The 17,229-nt window shown below is 53.5% G+C and carries 17 protein-coding genes; 7 read left to right on the plus strand and 10 right to left on the minus strand.

Features of this window, described 5'->3' with window-relative positions:
* Positions 1-20: 20 nt before the first annotated feature.
* The 7 genes from ACJJIC_RS01320 to ACJJIC_RS01350 form a co-directional block, all read right to left on the minus strand.
* Complete coding sequence (locus ACJJIC_RS01320) at positions 21-1,520, minus strand: catalase (protein ID WP_445357830.1); 1,500 nt, start codon at positions 1,518-1,520, stop codon at positions 21-23.
* Between the two features lie 134 nt (positions 1,521-1,654).
* Positions 1,655-2,053 carry a DUF6632 domain-containing protein gene (locus tag ACJJIC_RS01325; protein ID WP_445357831.1) on the minus strand — a complete coding sequence of 133 codons (399 nt, stop codon included), beginning with the start codon at positions 2,051-2,053 and terminating at the stop codon, positions 1,655-1,657.
* Positions 2,054-2,092: 39 nt separating this feature from the next.
* Entirely contained in the window at positions 2,093-2,470 is a 378-nt protein-coding gene (locus tag ACJJIC_RS01330) for a VOC family protein (protein ID WP_444908553.1), read from the minus strand.
* Between the two features lie 193 nt (positions 2,471-2,663).
* Complete coding sequence (locus tag ACJJIC_RS01335; RefSeq protein WP_252084263.1) at positions 2,664-3,080, minus strand: RipA family octameric membrane protein; 417 nt, start codon at positions 3,078-3,080, stop codon at positions 2,664-2,666.
* A gap of 143 nt (positions 3,081-3,223) precedes the next feature.
* Positions 3,224-5,161, minus strand: coding sequence for an acetate--CoA ligase (gene acs, locus ACJJIC_RS01340; protein WP_444883557.1), 1,938 nt, complete (start codon positions 5,159-5,161; stop codon positions 3,224-3,226).
* Positions 5,162-5,421: 260 nt separating this feature from the next.
* Positions 5,422-5,787 carry a cupin domain-containing protein gene (locus tag ACJJIC_RS01345; RefSeq protein ID WP_444908552.1) on the minus strand — a complete coding sequence of 122 codons (366 nt, stop codon included), beginning with the start codon at positions 5,785-5,787 and terminating at the stop codon, positions 5,422-5,424.
* Positions 5,788-5,832: 45 nt separating this feature from the next.
* The gene (locus ACJJIC_RS01350) at positions 5,833-6,327 is read right to left on the minus strand and encodes a 2-thiouracil desulfurase family protein (protein ID WP_444908551.1); all 495 of its coding nucleotides are present in this window, start codon (positions 6,325-6,327) and stop codon (positions 5,833-5,835) included.
* 178 nt (positions 6,328-6,505) lie between these two features.
* On the opposite strand from ACJJIC_RS01350, the gene ACJJIC_RS01355 reads away from it, so the two are divergent.
* Positions 6,506-7,423 (plus strand): polysaccharide deacetylase family protein, encoded by a 918-nt coding sequence (locus ACJJIC_RS01355; RefSeq protein WP_444908550.1) that lies wholly within the window; start codon positions 6,506-6,508, stop codon positions 7,421-7,423.
* A gap of 44 nt (positions 7,424-7,467) precedes the next feature.
* Here the strand turns inward: ACJJIC_RS01355 and panD are convergent, their stop codons facing one another.
* Entirely contained in the window at positions 7,468-7,854 is a 387-nt protein-coding gene (gene panD / locus ACJJIC_RS01360; RefSeq protein WP_252084259.1) for an aspartate 1-decarboxylase, read from the minus strand.
* 13 nt (positions 7,855-7,867) lie between these two features.
* Positions 7,868-8,716, minus strand: a complete 849-nt coding sequence (gene panC / locus ACJJIC_RS01365) for a pantoate--beta-alanine ligase (protein ID WP_445357870.1) — start codon at positions 8,714-8,716, stop codon at positions 7,868-7,870.
* 305 nt (positions 8,717-9,021) lie between these two features.
* Here panC and ACJJIC_RS01370 point away from each other — a divergent pair, with 305 nt between their 5' ends.
* From ACJJIC_RS01370 to ACJJIC_RS01395, 6 genes are all read left to right on the plus strand, one after another.
* The gene (locus tag ACJJIC_RS01370; RefSeq protein WP_444908549.1) at positions 9,022-9,708 is read left to right on the plus strand and encodes a DUF6515 family protein; all 687 of its coding nucleotides are present in this window, start codon (positions 9,022-9,024) and stop codon (positions 9,706-9,708) included.
* 232 nt (positions 9,709-9,940) lie between these two features.
* Positions 9,941-11,863: a biosynthetic arginine decarboxylase gene (gene speA / locus ACJJIC_RS01375; protein WP_444885946.1), complete on the plus strand. Its 1,923-nt coding sequence runs from the start codon at positions 9,941-9,943 to the stop codon at positions 11,861-11,863.
* Between the two features lie 70 nt (positions 11,864-11,933).
* Complete coding sequence (locus ACJJIC_RS01380) at positions 11,934-13,127, plus strand: saccharopine dehydrogenase family protein (protein WP_444908548.1); 1,194 nt, start codon at positions 11,934-11,936, stop codon at positions 13,125-13,127.
* 72 nt (positions 13,128-13,199) lie between these two features.
* Complete coding sequence (gene nspC / locus ACJJIC_RS01385; RefSeq protein WP_444908547.1) at positions 13,200-14,393, plus strand: carboxynorspermidine decarboxylase; 1,194 nt, start codon at positions 13,200-13,202, stop codon at positions 14,391-14,393.
* Positions 14,394-14,455: 62 nt separating this feature from the next.
* Positions 14,456-15,328, plus strand: coding sequence for an agmatinase (gene speB, locus ACJJIC_RS01390; protein WP_444908546.1), 873 nt, complete (start codon positions 14,456-14,458; stop codon positions 15,326-15,328).
* A 109-nt stretch (positions 15,329-15,437) separates the two neighbouring features.
* Positions 15,438-16,136, plus strand: a complete 699-nt coding sequence (locus tag ACJJIC_RS01395) for a DUF6515 family protein (RefSeq protein ID WP_444908545.1) — start codon at positions 15,438-15,440, stop codon at positions 16,134-16,136.
* On the opposite strand, the gene ACJJIC_RS01400 is transcribed toward ACJJIC_RS01395, so the two are convergent.
* The gene (locus ACJJIC_RS01400; RefSeq protein ID WP_444908544.1) at positions 16,126-17,217 is read right to left on the minus strand and encodes a winged helix-turn-helix domain-containing protein; all 1,092 of its coding nucleotides are present in this window, start codon (positions 17,215-17,217) and stop codon (positions 16,126-16,128) included. The genes ACJJIC_RS01395 and ACJJIC_RS01400 overlap by 11 nt on opposite strands.
* Between the last annotated feature and the right edge of the window lie 12 nt (positions 17,218-17,229).

Genomic DNA, 17,229 nt, shown 5'->3' on the forward strand with positions numbered 1-17,229 from the left:
CGCCCACCAATGGGTCAATATTACTGGGCCAGTTTTTTCACTCGGCTCAGGTTGCCACCAACCGCTTTGGTCAGGCGCTGGCCATAGTCTTTATCGGCGTGGTAGAAATAGCTCAGCATAATGTGTTTGGTGTTGTCATCGCGCACCTTACCCAGATCGCCAGCTAGGTTTTCGATCAGGTTCTGACGCTCTTTCAAACTCAAGCTGCGATAGAAAACACCGGCCTGGGCAAATGGCAGTTTCTTCTCAATCGCCTTTTGCTGGGTACTGCCAGTGAGCAGCTTATTGCTGTACAGGCCTTTGGGATCTTCGCTGCGGGCATCAATACGGCTCGGCTGATAGTTCACATCGGAAGTCTGCTGCCCGTAATTTGCGGCTCCATCTTGGTTCCAGTTATTCACTACTGCGCGGGGACGATTGATCGGCAGCTGCTGATGATTCGCTCCCAAGCGATACATTTGAGTATCGGAGTAGGAGAAAACACGGCCCTGCAGCAGACGGTCTTCAGACGGTTCAATGCCGGGCACAATATTGGCTGGCGCAAATGCGGCTTGCTCAGTTTCCTGGAAGAAATTAGTGGGCACACGGTTGAGCGTCATGGTGCCGACTTTGGTTTCCTCCACCTCCAGCCACATTTTAGTCGCGTCGAGTGGGTTGTAATTAAAGCCATCAAGCTGAGAAGGTTTCAGTACCTTGATATACAAATCCCACTGGGGGTAGTCGCCTTTCTCAATGGCCGCGTACATATCTCGCGTCGCATGACTGAAATCTTTCGACTGGATTTCCGCCGCTTCCTCCGCACTTAAGTTTTTAATACCCTGGCGGGTTTTCCAGTGGAATTTCACATAATGTACTTCGCCCTTATCATTGATAAGTTTATAGGCGTGCACACCCCAACCATCCATTTGACGCAAGTTTGCCGGGGTGCCGTAGTCAGAATAAACCCAGCTGAGCATATGGGTGGCTTCTGGTACATGGCTAAAGAAATCGAAAAAGCGATTCGGATCCTGCTGATTGGTTACCGGAGAGGGTTTCAGGGAATGCACCATATCTGGAAATTTAATCGCATCGCGAATAAAAAATACCGGCAGATTATTGCCTACGAGATCCCAGTTGCCCTCATCGGTATAAAACTTGGTGGCGAAGCCACGGGGATCGCGCAGAGTTTCCGGCGAGCCTTTGGAATGAATTACGGTTGAGAAACGCACGAAGACTGGTGTCTTGCTACCGGGCTCAAATACCACCGCTCGGGTCAGCTCACCAATATCCTTTGTAGCGACAAATTCACCGTGTACTCCTGTGCCGCGCGCATGTACAACCCGCTCTGGAATACGCTCGCGGGCAAAGCGCTGTAATTTCTGGATCAGGTGCACATCCTGCAGTAAATTTCCACCATTTTCTCCCGCAGTTTGTGAGTTCTGATTGTCACCTATCGGTGCGCCATTATCGCGAGTTAATGTCTCAGCATTGGCACCGCCTATCAGGCCGATAGTTAATGCAAATAAAGGAAGATATTTCATCGGCAAGTCCGTCCCTAAAATTGTTTCTATTACAGGGACAGAGCTTATAAGCGAGTATATTTAGTGGGAAATTAGACCTTATTATCGTTCTTATAGTTGGGATTAATAAGCTGCACTGACTATAAAATTCCCCCTCAAGTTTTATCACTTTTTTTAAAGTGACGCTTTGGCATCAGATACCAAAGCACAATTGCCACCAAAAAAAGCGCAGGAATATCTCCCAACAAATTCGCTCGCTCAGTGCGATCGTACAGTGCCTGAAACAGCATAATCGTAGCATGCACCAGGCTGGACCAAACGGTAAACCAAATTAAGCTGGCATTGGCTGCGGGATCTTTTGCCGCGCGAATAAGAAAAACACCCAAAGTTGCATAGATCCCCATAATCATCTGCTCATATTCCGGCTGTCGTGGGGCCCACCCCCACCCAGATGGCCAAACCCACATCATCATCGGATAAATAGCAAATATAAAGATCAGGCCTACGACTACCAGTGCAATAGGTAGGTACTTGGCGCGGACAGCATCATCCATAACAAAGTCTCTATTTTATTAGCTAAGCAACTACCTGAATTATTCCTGCAAATCGCCGGGCAAATGACAAACCACCTCGAGATTGTTGCCATCCGGGTCTAATACATAGGCTGCGAAGTAATCCGGGTGATACTCTTCATAGATATCCGGCACACCATTATCGGTACCACCCGCTGCCAATGCGGCTCGATAGAAATCACGCACTACCTCACGTTCCTCTGCACGAAAGGCAATATGAAGCTGAGAGCTGCTGACTTCCTCGCCGCGAATCCAAAATTCCGGCTTATCCGCCCAACCAAAACCAGCTGAATTATCAAACTCCATCACCAGTTCATACCCCAAACACGCCAGGGCCTGGCGATAAAATTCACGGGAGCGAGTAAAATCTTCGACCGGTATTCTGATGTGATCCAACATGGATTTACTTTCCCTTTCTTAGGCTGGCTTCACCGCCAATCTGCAAGATAGTCCAGGGAAGGGAGTTAGACCTTGCTCGGAATGGAATCGTGACGGGCTTTACTGCGTGAAAAGAACCATTACAGTGTCGAGGCTGATGACAACCCAGCAAATTCTGTCGCCAAGTTGCCATGCCAAAATTTGAGGGGTCGGGTTAAGGAGTGATATACCAGTGATACAACCCATATGCTGCCACACCAAATCCAAAGATAAGCTGGCCGACCAAAAGTACCCGATAGGCAAAGGTGTAACGCGCAATTTCCCCACGACGGATAGCGTCATTGGAAAAAATTCTGGCCTCTTCGGGATACTGCTGCTCGAGGTTTTGCAGGGCGGGTACCGCTAACCTAAGTAGCTCGCGGCTGCGTACATCCATCAACCAAAATACCGTTACCAGGATCATCACAAAACCACCGAGCAGGGCCAATATAAGCGGGTGAAAATTTTTCTCCACCGCAGTAAAAATCCCACCCTCCACAAACATGGTCAGTACAACAAAAAAATTAAAAACCTTGAGGCGCTGGTCAGCTGCAAAGCGATAGTGCTCACAAAGGTACTTTACTTGCTCCAAACTCTTTCTCCTTGAGTCAATTTACTGGCCTTGGACCAGCGCGCGATGGCACCGATAAGAGCAAAAAAACCGGGCGATGCCCGGCTTTTCTACAGTCCCCAACAGCCGCGCCGCCAGGGAATAGTACTTGCGCTAAATTCAGGTCAGCGATTTTCGCGATGTGCCAGTAGATCGTCAACTACTGCAGGGTCCGCCAGGGTGGAGGTATCTCCGAGGTTATCCAACTCATTACAGGCTATCTTACGCAGAATACGCCGCATAATTTTTCCCGAGCGGGTTTTAGGCAGGCCCGGCGCCCATTGAATAACATCCGGCTTGGCAATAGGCCCTATCTCTTTGGAGCAGAGTTCAATTAACGCCTGCCGCAAGGCTTCACTGGGTTCCCGCCCTGATTTCAGGGTAACAAACGCATAGATACCCTGCCCCTTAATATCATGCGGATAACCCACCACTGCGGCCTCTGCGGTGTCCGGGTGCAATACCAGAGCACTCTCGATCTCAGCGGTACCTAGGCGGTGGCCGGAAACATTCAACACATCGTCGATACGCCCAGTGATCCAGTAGTAACCATCCGCATCCCTGCGCGCACCATCGCCAGTAAAGTAATAACCGGGATAAGTAGAAAAGTAGGTATCGATCATACGTTGACGATCGCCATATACTCCGCGAATCATTGAGGGCCAGCTTTTTTTAATCGCCAGAGCGCCTTCTCCTGCACCTTCGATTTCTTTGCCGTCCCCATCCAACAACACCGGCTGCACACCAAAGAAAGGCTTTGTGGCGGAACCCGGTTTAAGCGCCATAGCACCGGGTAGCGGTGTGATCATATGAGCGCCGGTTTCCGTCTGCCACCAGGTATCCACAATAGGACAGCGCTCATCACCGACCACCTTGTAATACCACTCCCAGGCCTCTGGATTAATTGGCTCACCCACTGTCCCCAATAGTCGCAAGGAGCTGCGTTCTGTACTGGTGACAAACGCATCCCCCGCTCCCATTAGTGCACGGATCGCCGTGGGCGCAGTGTAAAAGCTGTTGACCTGATGTTTATCCACAACCTGCCAAAAACGTGAGGCATCCGGATAGGTGGGCACGCCTTCAAACATTAACGTGGTGGCTCCTGCAGCCAGGGGACCGTAAACGATATAGCTGTGTCCGGTAATCCAACCGACATCCGCGGTGCACCAGAAAACCTCACCCTCCCGGTAATCAAATACATATTTGAAAGTCATGGTGGCCATCAGCAAATAACCAGCGGTGGTATGTAGCACCCCTTTTGGTTTGCCGGTGGAACCGGAGGTATAGAGGATGAACAGCGGATCTTCAGCGCTGACGACTTCTGGTGCACAGTCGCCATCCATTTCTGCGATGGCATCCGCATACCAGATATCCCGTTTACTATCCCAGTCCACTGGGGCGCCGATATGCTTTACCACAATGGCCGTATGAACGCTGGGGCACTCAGACAAGGCCTGATCTACATTAGCCTTGAGGGGAATATGCTTACCCCCTCGAATCGCTTCATCGGCGGTAATCACCAAGCGACAATCAGAGTCGAGTATGCGATCCCTTAGCGAAACCGGCGAGAAACCGCCAAACACCACCGAGTGCACCGCACCAATACGGGCACAGGCGAGCATGGCATAGGCCGCCTCGGGAATCATGGGCATATAAATGCAAACCCGATCCCCTTTCTTCACTCCACGAGACTTCAACAGGTTCGCCAAGCGGCACACATTGTCATACAGAGTGCGATAGGTAATCGCCACACTATCCGCAGGGTCGTCTCCCTCCCACAAAATGGCGGTTTGCTCACTGCGGCTAGCTAAGTGTCTGTCGATGCAATTCACCGTGACATTGAGTTGACCATCGGCAAACCAAGCCGTATGCCCTCGGTGCATATCCTCCTCCAGCACCTGGGTAAAAGATTTTTCCCACTGCAGAAAATCCTTGGCCTGCTGAGCCCAGAATGCCTCTGGATCTTGCACCGATTGTCGATACATTTTTTCGTAGTCTTCAGCGCCAATCAGAGCATTGGCAGCAAACTTGGCAGGTATGGGGCGGGTATGCACATCTGACATCATCTTCTCCCTTATTATTAGCGTGGCACCTTGGCCTAGAGAATTCTGAATTTATGGGGTCTTATTCGACTCACTTTATAGCATTGCCTGGGTGAAACAATCCCCCCACCGCTGGCAGAGTTGAAAAGTAGGAAACATTCACACGGTACAAGATAATTCGTCCATTCCTCACCCACTGGGGACGGCTAAAACAACAAGGGGCCAGAGGGTTGACTAACAACAGAAAATTATCGATTAAGCCCTGGGCAATTTACCGGATATTAAATCCAGATATTATTATCCGCGGTCAGTTCAACTCCGGCATCACCAGTATTCACAACACCTCTGGGCTCAACCAGTAAAATCTCGCACTCCTGTTCAGCCCTTGGCTTGTGCTCCACGCCTTTGGGCACCACAGTCATCTCCCCAGGGCCTAAACAGATCGTATTATCCCGAAACTCAATTTCCATTTGTCCTGAGATAACGATAAAAACCTCATCCGTATCGGGATGATCATGCCAGGTAAACTCTCCTTGTATCTTTACCAGCTTGAACTGGTAATCATTCATCTCCGCGATGACCTTAGGGGACCAATGGTCCGAGACCTTTGCTAGCTTTTCTCTGAAATTAATGACTTCATAACTCATTACCTAATCCTTTCTCCCAAGCAAAAAAGCACTTACTAATTAAAACTATATCGAGCGTGAAATCTCAACTAAGTCTCTGAGCCTTCCAACCCTATGCTGGCTAAAAACCAACACTCCCGACTCTCTTAAACGGGCAGCCACTATTCCAATCCCTTTTTTCTTCACTCCAGAAAAACTGCCATCGTAAATAAAGTTCGAACCACAGGATGGGCTGTTTTCTGTGAGCACCGCAAACTTGATATCCTGATCACGACACAGGCGCAGGGCTAAATCCGCTCCCAATATAAATTGATTAGTTAGATCCTCCCTGTCGCTTCCTATAACTCTGGCCGTGCCCGCTAAAACCTCAGTTCCGCTACCGCCGCAAATCTCTGCCGGCGCCCTGGGGATAGGTAAACCTGCCGACACCTCTGGACAGAGGGGAACAATCTCCTGGGTATCCACAAGCCAATCAAAATCGCTGTTATGGACCCCAACATCGCTACCGTTATAGCGCACCGCACATCCCAGAAGACAAGAGCTTACCAATATTTTTGCCATATACACCTTCACCTAAAATGGACACAATAGGATAACAAGTTCATGGATCATTGAAATTCCCAATACACAGTTTTTCGGCTTGCATTAAAAGCGAATTAAGCCAGAAAGTCGGGGTCACAGGACAGATCCCCCAGGCATACCGAGAAATCCATAAATAAACTTATTCGAGACAGAAACAATGCGACTTTCAATATTGCTTTTGATCATCTGCCTGATAATCAGCCCCGCGCTTAATGCCAAACAACTGGCCATTACTTTTGATGATGCTCCCCGCAAAGCCGATGGCTACTTTGACGGACCAACTCGAGCAAAAACACTAATTGAGAACCTGGAAAAGCACAAAATTGGACAAGTAACCTTCTTTGCCACCACGCAATCACTGAATCAGGAAGGCCTAGAGAGAATAGGCACATACAACAAGGCCGGGCATACTATTGGCAATCACACCCATAGCCATCCCAACTTTCTTGAGACAGAGCTATCCGTCTATCAGTCAGATTTTTTACAAGCCCATCATCTACTGCAACAATTTGACAATTTTAAACCCTATTTCCGCTTTCCCTACCTGCGCGAGGGAGAAACTATTGAAAAACGGGATGGCATGCGAAATCTATTACAGAAAAATAATTACCAAAATGCCTATATCACCTTAAATAATTACGACTGGTATATCGAAGAGCTTTTCCAAGCGGCAGTGAAAGTCGGGAAACCGGTTGATATGGAGAGACTCTCAAAGTTTTATGTCGACGTTCTTATGGCGAGTATTAATTACTATGACGATATGGCAAGCAAATATCTTGGGCGTTCACCCAAGCACGTCCTACTGTTACACGAAATGGACATTACGGCGTTGTTTATTGGCGATTTAGCTCGTCGCCTGCAGCGGGAAGGCTGGGAAATAATTTCTTTGCAGGAGGCTTATCAAGATCCCATCGCCAAATACCAACTCGACCAACCGATTAAATACAATCCTGGCAGAATCGGCGAAATCGCCCTTGCTAAAGGGCAAAAGAAAAATCTCTGGCATTACACCCTGGATGAGTCCTACCTGGAAAAGAGATTCAATCAGGAAGTGTTATTGATGTCTAATCACTAAATGGCAGGGGTGCTACAGGGCACAAAGCCCTGTAACGGAGAGAATCAGGCTTCAGCGAGCTGAACCGGAATGGTATTAGTGCTGCGCTCTACCTTGTTGCTTTCATCCAGGTAGACCAGCTTGGGCTTATGGCTATCGGCCTCTGCCTCTGTCATCTGGGCATAGGAAGCGATAATAATACGATCGCCAACTTGTACACGGCGGGCAGCGGCACCATTCATGGAGATAATACCCGAGCCGCGCTCGGCCAGAATCACATAGGTGTGAAAGCGCTCACCGTTGCTCACGTTGTAAATATCGATTTTTTCGAATTCGCGCAGACCGGCCAGCTCTACCAGATCTTCATCAATTGCGCAGGAGCCGTCATACCAGAGTTCGGCCTGGGTCACCGCGGCCATATGCAGTTTGCACTTCAACATTTCAATTTGCATGGTTGGATGCCCCTCAGAGTTCCAGGGATACGTTGTCGATCAGGCGCGCGGCACTGGTGTACATCGCCCCCAGAATCGTAATTTGTTTATCGTCATCAGCTGCCGGCTGTAAGTCCTTGCTGTAACAGATGGAGAAATAGTCGACGCGGAAGCCAGTGTCTTCGATACGCTGGCGCGCCTCTTTTTCCAGGTCGGCAAAGTCCCGGCGCCCACCCACGATTTCATCTTTAACCCAATTCAGCGACTGGTTGAGCACCGCCACTTTGGGGCGCTCATCGGCAGTGATATAGCCATTGCGCGAGCTCAGGGCCAGACCGTCGCTCTCGCGGTGTACCGGCGCAGCAATGATTTCCACCGGAATACACAGGTCCTCGGCCATACGGCGAATCACCGCCAATTGCTGGAAGTCCTTGATGCCAAATACGGCCTTGTCCGGCTGCACAATATTAAACAGCTTGGAGACTACCGTCGTCACCCCTTCGAAGTGACCGGGGCGACTCGCGCCACAAAGCACATCGGTCATGGCCGGGCAAACTACGCGGGTCTGCTGGTCCATACCGTTGGGATAAATCTCGTTCTCATCCGGGTGGAACAGGAAATCGCACTCGGCTTCGCGCAACCGGGCCATATCCCGCTCCATAGTGCGCGGATATTTGTCCCAATCCTCATTCAGGCCAAACTGCAGGCGGTTGACGAAGATCGATACCACTACTAGGTCGCAGTGCTGCTGGGCCAACTTGACCAGCTCGATATGGGCGTCGTGCAGATTGCCCATGGTGGGCACGAAGCCCACGGTCTTGCCGTCTGCTCGGGCTCTGGCCAGCGCCTCGCGCAGGCTGGCTACGTGGTGGAAGACTTGCATCTCTCTACCGCTCACTATGTATCAGCGCGGCATCATACTCGCTGAGACGAGGCGTCTCAACTTAGCAAAAGTGCCGCTATCCCCAGGTTTTTTCCACGACATCTCTGATAGCTTACAGACCACGTCTAGGTCATATCAGCCGGATTCCAAGTCACTTACAAATTATCCCACCACACCTCTCCCCCACCTCAGGTTATCGCACAGAGTTCAGGAAGTGTTCATACCCGCCAGGGCAAACTGCCCGCCAAGATCCACAAACGACTTTAAACGACATCAAAGAGCCATCCGTGCTCGGGAGCGCTGCCATGAGACACCTCACTACTGCCATCGCCGCCGCGGGCCTATTGCTCCTGGCAACCCCTGCCATATCCGAAGTACATAGGGGACACCAGCGGGCAATGGACCACGATCACCACGGACAGGGAAGAGCCCATCGCGAGCAGCGTCACATGGAACGCGACAGACATCATAATCGCAAGCACGAGAGAGAACATCGTAGAGAAGAGCGCAGACAGCGCAAGGAAGCACGCAGAGAGCGTAGAGAGGAGCGCAGACATCGCCGAGAAGTCCGCCACGCTTACAAAGATGGTTACTCCGATGGCTATAGCCGCGGCCACCGCACAGGCCACCGGCACGAGCACCGCGCGGTGCACAGACCCCATTATCGCCGTGGCCACCATGGGCATCGTCCTCGCTGGCGCCCAGCACATTACGGCTACGGCTACAGCTGGCGCCACCTACCGCAAAATTTTGTCAGTATCAGCATCGGCGCCACCGGCTTCTACTATAGCGAAGGTATTTTCTACCGCCCGGCTTCTCACGGCTATGTGGTAACCCGTCCGCCCCACGGCGCCATCGTGCATAGCCTACCGGCCTCGGCCCTGACAGTGGTTGTCGGTGGTTACAACTACTACGTAGCCTACGACACCTATTACCGCTGGGATGACCGACGACGCGGCTACCGCGTTGTGCCCAATCCCGGACTGTTTTAACCGCCCTATTCCATCCCCCCAAGCTTCAGCGGTCTTCGGACCGCTTTTTTATTTCGCGGCTAAATTTCCACAACAATTCCTCATCGTAAAGCGCGCTGAAGCCAGAAAAAAACCGAATAAATATTTAGTTTTTTACAGGGAAAAAAATCAACGTTTTTTTATCTATAGTTATTGCTTTCCAGCACTGCTGGGCCCAAGATTCGCGCCCGCCACAGATCAACGGAAAGGCGCCATGAAACAGCAACAAGTAAAAAACTGGACCTGCGACGATTCTGCCGAACTTTACGGCATCCGCAACTGGGGCGCCGGCTATTTCGATTTAAATGAAGACGGTGAAGTTTCGGTCCTGGTCGAGGGTCCCAACGGGGAATCCCAAAGTGTCTCTCTGATGGAGATCGCCCGCGGCGCCACCGAGCGCGGCCTGGGCATGCCCTTACTACTGCGCATTGAAAATCTGCTCGATGCACAGATCGCCCGCATTAATGAATCCTTTGCCCGCGCCATCGAAGATTGCGGCTACGGCAATGTTTTTCGCGGGGTCTTCCCGATCAAAGTCAACCAGCAATGCCAGGTGATTGAGGAGATCGCCAGCGCCGGCCGCCGTTTTAACCACGGCCTGGAGGCTGGCAGCAAGGCGGAGCTGATCGCTGCACTGTCCATTCTGGACAACACCGAATCTCTGATCATCTGTAACGGCTACAAGGACGAGGAATTTATCAACCTCGGCCTGCAGGCGCAGCGCCTGGGTGTACAGATTTTCTTCGTGGTAGAAACGCCCTCGGAAGTGGAAACCATCATCCGCTGCGCAGAGCGCGAGCAGGTGCGCCCCAATATCGGCGCGCGGGTGAAACTCGCCTCCAAGGTGGGCGGCTACTGGAACGCCACCAGTGGCGACCGCAGCATTTTCGGCCTGGGCAGTAACGACCTGATTGCCATGGTCGACCAGCTGCGCAGCCACAATATGCTCGACTGCCTCAAGCTGCTGCACTACCACCTGGGCTCACAGGTACCGAATATTCGCGATATTCGCACCGGAGTGTTGGAAGCTTGCCGCTACTACGCCGATCTGGTGGAAGAAGGCGCTCCCATGGGCTATCTGGACTTGGGCGGTGGCCTGGCGGTGGACTACGACGGCACCAAGACCAACTACACCCACTCCAAGAACTATTCCCTTGACGAGTATTGCGTGGATGTCGTGGAAGCCATTATGGGGACTCTCGACAGTGAAGGGGTTGCCCACCCGGTGATTATCACCGAGTCCGGCCGCGCTACCGTGGCCTACTCCTCCGTGCTTTTGTTCGATGTGCTCGACACCACCCGCTTCGAACCGGTGGAACTGGAGCACACCAAGATCAGCGATGGCGACCACCAGATGTTGCTCAATCTGCAGGATGCGGTGAGTAGTATCACCCCCAAAAACCTGCAGGAGAGCTACAACGACGCCCTTTATTATCGCGACGAAGTGCGCTCCCTGTACCTGCACGGCCAGGTGAGCCTGCGCGAGCGCGCCAATGCGGAGAACCTGTTCCTGCAGGGTGCCCAGGAGATTCGCGCACTCCTCGACGAAGCCGAAGTAATACCCGCTGACCTGCAGGCCCTGCCAGAGGTGCTGTCGGATATCTACTACGCCAATGTGAGCGTCTTCCAGTCGATCCCGGATATGTGGGCCATCGACCAGGTATTCCCGCTACTGCCGATCCATCGCCTGGATGAGGCGCCGACCCGCTCGGGTATCATCGCCGACATCACTTGCGACTGCGACGGTAAGATCGACCGCTTTATCGGTCGCGAGAAGGAGCAGAAAACCCTGCCCCTGCACGAACTGAAAGACGGCGAGGACTATATCCTCGGCACCTTCCTGGTGGGGGCCTACCAGGAAACGCTGGGCGATTTGCACAACCTGTTTGGCGATACCAACGTGGTGAGTGTACGTATCCAGGAGGACGGCAGTATCGACTTCAGCCATGAGATTCACGGCGACAGTATTTCCGACGTGCTGAGTTACGTAGAATATCAACCCAAAGAACTGTTCGAGCGTTTCCGCCGCCTGGCGGAGCGCGCTGTGAAACAGGGGTTGATCACCGCTGCCCAGCGCAAGCAGATTCTGCATACCTATACCGCCAGCATGAGCGGTTACACCTACTTCGAAAAGTAAGTTTAAAAAATAAGGCGGTAAGCCTTTAAGAAGATAGCGGCGGCCAACGTCGCAGACTAAGGAGATCTTTATGGCCAACGTACTGATCATCGGCGCCGGCGGCGTCGGCCAGGTAGTTGCGCACAAGTGCGCACAAGTTCCTGAAGTATTTGAAAACATCACTCTCGCCAGCCGCACCAAGAGCAAGTGCGACAAGATCGCGGAGATGTTGCCGCGGAAAATTGATACCGCCGAAGTCGATGCGGATAACGTACCCGAACTGGTCAAGCTGATCGAAAAAGTGAAGCCGGACATGATCATCAATGTGGCCCTGCCCTACCAGGACCTACACATCATGGATGCCTGCCTGGAAACCGGCGTGCACTACCTGGACACCGCCAACTACGAGCCGCCAGAAGAGGCCAAGTTCGAGTACAAGTGGCAGTGGGCCTACCAGGAGAAGTTCGAGAAAGCCGGCCTGATGGCCCTGCTCGGCAGCGGTTTTGACCCCGGTGTGACCAGCGTATTTACCGCCTACGCCAAGAAGCATCACTTCGATCGTATCCACACCTTGGATATTCTCGACTGCAACGCCGGCGACCACGGCCTGCCTTTCGCCACCAACTTCAACCCGGAAATCAATATCCGCGAGATTACCGCCAACGGCCGCTATTGGGAAAATGGCCAGTGGATAACCACCAAGCCGATGGAAGAGAAGCGTGTCTTCAATTTCCCCGAAGGCATCGGCGACAAAGACATCTACCTGCTGTACCACGAAGAGCTGGAATCCCTGTCCAAGCACTTCCCGGAAATCGAGCGCGCGCGCTTCTGGATGACTTTTGGTGACAGCTACCTGAAGCATCTCGAAGTACTGCAAAACGTCGGTATGACCGGCATCGAACCGGTGCAATTCCAAGGCCAGGAAATTGTGCCCATTCAGTTCCTCAAGGCGATGCTGCCAGACCCCGCCAGCCTGGGCCCGCTGACCAAAGGCAAGACCTGCATCGGCAACATTATCCGCGGCAGCAAAGACGGCGAAGAGAAGATCTACTACGTCTACAACACCTGCGATCACCAGGATTGCTACAAAGAGGTACAGTCCCAGGCCATCTCCTACACCACTGGAGTACCGGCAATGATCGGCGCCAAGATGATGCTGGAAGGTAAGTGGATGAAGCCCGGCGTGTGGAACATGGAGCAGATGGACCCGGACCCCTTTATGGACGACCTGAACAAGTACGGCCTGCCCTGGCAGGAAACCTGGCTGGATAAGCCCTTCCAGTAATTCCGCACTTTTCCATACCCCTCGGGATGGGCCCTGGCGCCCATCCCGCGTAGCAGGATAAAGAAGCTCCCTATGGATCTCACTCCCCGCCTAGACTACTTCGGACACTTTGACCCCTACCGCGTACCCTCTCCCTGTTTCGTGGTCGATGAAATCGCCTTGCGCGACAACCTGGCACTACTGGCCGATGTACAGAAACGCAGTGGCGCCAAAGTATTGGCCGCATTGAAAGCGTTCTCCATGTTCAGCACCGGTCCAATTGTTGCTGAATACCTATCGGGCACCTGTGCCAGTGGCCTGTTTGAGGCGAAACTCGGCTTTGAAGAGTACGGCGGGCGCGACCAGGGCAAGGAAGTCCATGTTTTCAGTGCCGGCTATAAAGAAGATGAACTACGCGAAATTCTGCAGTTCGCCCACCACGTGATCTTCAACTCCTTTTCCCAGTGGAAACGCTACCGGGAACTGTGCCTGGATATGCAGAAGCAGCGCCCGGAACTGCGCTTTGGCCTGCGTATTAACCCAGAGCACTCCGAAGGCCACACCGACCTCTACGACCCCTGTGCGCCCTGCTCACGGCTCGGTATCGTGCGTTCACTGTTTGACGAGGAGTCGCTGGAGGGCATTAGCGGCCTGCACTTCCACACCTTGTGCGAACAGGACTTTAAACCGCTGGAGCGCACCATCGCTGCCGTGGAAGAGAAATTTGGCGACCTGATCCCGCAGATGGAGTGGATCAATTTTGGCGGTGGCCACCATATCACCCGCCGCGATTACCAGGTCGACGAGCTGATTGCCGCCGTGTGCAATTTTTCTGAAAAATATGATGTGCAGGTCTACCTGGAGCCCGGTGAGGCCATTTCCCTGTTCGCTGGTATCCTGGTGACAGAAGTGGTGGATACCGCCTGGAATGGTCAGAACCAGGCCATACTCGACGCCTCCGCCACCTGCCATATGCCGGATGTTCTGGAAATGCCCTACCGCCCGGGAATCACCGGTGCCGCGCGCCCCGGCGAGCTGCCCCACACCTACCGCCTGGGCGGGCAGAGCTGTCTGGCCGGGGACAGCATTGGCGAATACAGCTTCCACAACCCCCTCAAGGTAGGTGAGCGCTTGGTATTCGAGGAGATGGCCTACTACACCATGGTGAAAACCAATACCTTCAATGGCATCCCCCTGCCCTCCATCGCCCTGTGGAACTCAGAGACCGACGACCTGAAAATCATCAAGAGCTTCGGTTACGACGACTTTAAAGAGCGCCTCTCCTGATAGCCCCAACAAGATAGTGATGCGGCGGGCAGTACAATCCCCCGCCGCCGGAGGACACATAGATGCAGCCAGAAAACGATTACCCCATCTTCCTGGGCTCTGAAATTGAGCAACCCAAGCCCGAGGACGCCTTCTTTCATATCATCCCCATCCCCTATGAGGAGACTGTTTCCTACGGTGGCGGCACTGGCAAGGGCCCGGCCTCCATCCTCGAGGCCTCCTGGCAGCTGGAAACTTTCGACAACTTCTCCTCACCCTGCGAGCTAGGTATCTACACCCGCCCGCCGGTTGAAATGGGTGGTGCCGCAGAACAGGTAATGGACAATATCGCCGCAGCCACCAAAGAGGTGCTGGCACTGGGTAAGATGCCCGTGGGCATCGGCGGCGAACACTCGGTGACCTGGGGCATTATCAAAGGCCTGCTGGATGCCGGTGAAACCGACTTCGGTGTGGTTCAGATCGACGCCCATGCCGACCTGCGCGACCGCTATGAAGGCCACAAGCACAGTCACGCCAGTGTGATGCGCCTGGTGGTAGAGGCCGGTGTGCCCCTGTTCCAGCTGGGGATTCGCGCCTACTGCGAAGAAGAGATGCAAGCGCGCAAGGATTACAACGTCGGCTATCTGGACGCCCATCAGCTAGTGCCCAACAACGTGCAGGAATTCCAGCTGCCGGAAAACTTCCCCAAGAAAGTCTTCTTTACTCTGGATGTGGATGGCATGGACCCTTCGGTGTTTCCCTCTACCGGCACTCCAGTACCCGGCGGTCTGGGCTGGTACCAGACCCTCAACCTGTTCGAATCCGTGGCGCGTCAACGCAAGATTATCGGTTTTGACGTACTGGAATTCGCGCCGATTGACGGCTTCCACGCCTATGATTTCGCCGCTGCCCAGCTGATGTACAAACTGATGGGGATTATTCAGCGCAACCGCTGAGGCAGCCTCGCTTTCCAGCACTTTGACAATTCTTAACCAATTAACCTGTCATTGCTGTCAGATTAAGGGTTAGTATGTCGATGTGAGTAATCACTTCGCTGGAGAGACCGTGAATAAGCTGAATATCGTTCTTGGCGCCAGTGCCTTCATTGCACTGGCGGCTTTTGCCTTTAGTCCATCTGCTGACGCCCGTGGCTACGATCGCTGGGGGGAGCACCGCCATCATCATCGCCACGGTCACTACCATGGCGGCAGCCGCATTTCCATTGGCTTTGTCGCCCCGATACTACCCACCAATCATGTACGGGTTGCCGTTGGCGGGCGTCCCTATTACTACCACGGCGGACACTTCTACCGTCATGGCCCAAGGGGTTACGTCGTCGTGAATGCGCCGCTGGGCGCTTCGGTGGTAACACTGCCAAGCCGAGCCGTGCCGGTACAAGTGGGCGGCGTCACTTACTACCAGTATGCCGATGCCTATTACCAGTGGGTACCGGCTACCCGCACTTATGTGGTAGTAGCGCCTCCAGCACCGGTCGCGGTCGTTCCAGCTCCGGCACCAGTGGTTACAGTTCCGGCCCCTGTCGCTGCGGCGCCTGCACAAGCTCCAACCGCGGCACCGGCGACAGTCCCCGCAACCCCGGATCCTGGCCCAGAAGGTTTCCAGCCCGGTCAGGTCTTAGAGACGCTGCCTAAAGGCTACGCGGCTGAAGTGATCAATGGCATCCAGTACTATCGCTATGGCGGCAACTACTTTATGCCGACTCAACGCGATGGCCAGGAAGTCTATGTGGTGGTCAAGCTGTAAGCGCCGCCGCTCTTTCCAGCCCGTGAAAGCGGGCGAACTGACCCAAGGCCCGGTGAAAGCTCGCCTCCAGCGAGACACCGGGCTTTTCCAACCAATGCAGAGTCTCGATACGCAGTGCTCCCGCATCCCGATCGGCCTTCAAGTCCACCAACCCCGCAAAACGGTCTCCGTATAAAATCGGCAAACAGAAGTAGCCATAGCGACGCTTGGCTGCAGGGACATAGCACTCCAGCTGGTAGTCAAATTCAAACAGCCGGCTCAGGCGCTTGCGCTGTAGTATCAGTGGATCGAAAGGCGATAACAGCCGCACCTTGCGCGCTGGCCGCGCCGGACTCTGCTCCAGCTGCTCTGTCAGCATCAACTCTTTGCCATGAGAAGTCAGCTCACCAGTGGTGAGCATATTTTCGATGGCCCGTTGAATCAGGGGCTTGTCTTCACGACGTAGATAGGCGACTTCCTCAGGGCGGCCAATGCCCTGGCAGCCGAGAAAAGTGCGTACCAGGTGACTGCCGTATTCCAGTTCGGTAGCAGCGCTGATCGACGTATTTGCCGGCAATACCCGCTCTGGGAGATCAAAGACCTTTTGAAAACCCACTCGGTGGCTGACCATCAGCTCACCCTCGTGAAATAGCTGCTCCAGCGCTTTCTTTTCATCGGACCACTCCCACCAACCGCTTTTGGTGCGTACGAAATCACTGGCCCGCAATGGTCCCTCAGCGCCTACCCGATCCAGCACATAGCGGCACAGTTTGGCATTCTTCTCATACCAGTGGCGCTGCCCAGCGCGGATACGATCCATACGCACCCGAGCATAGGGGTAGTGCTCCATCGACATATAGGCGGCGGCGTGGGACCAGTATTCAAAAATTTCGCGGCGCTGTTCTGCTTCGGCTAAGTCTGGCTCACGGTAACGGGGCAGACGGTTGTACAGCTGGTGGTGGTGCGCACGGGTAATGCGCTGGATGGCATCCAGTTGCAGCGCGCCGAGATGCGCTATTAAGGCGGGGAGCCCCTCCTTCCAGGGGCTGTGGATAAACTGACGCTCCAGCACCAGTGCGCGGACCTGTTGCTCTGACAGCATGGTGTCACCCTC

This window comes from Microbulbifer mixtoriginis (SeqCode) (genome assembly GCF_052468275.1).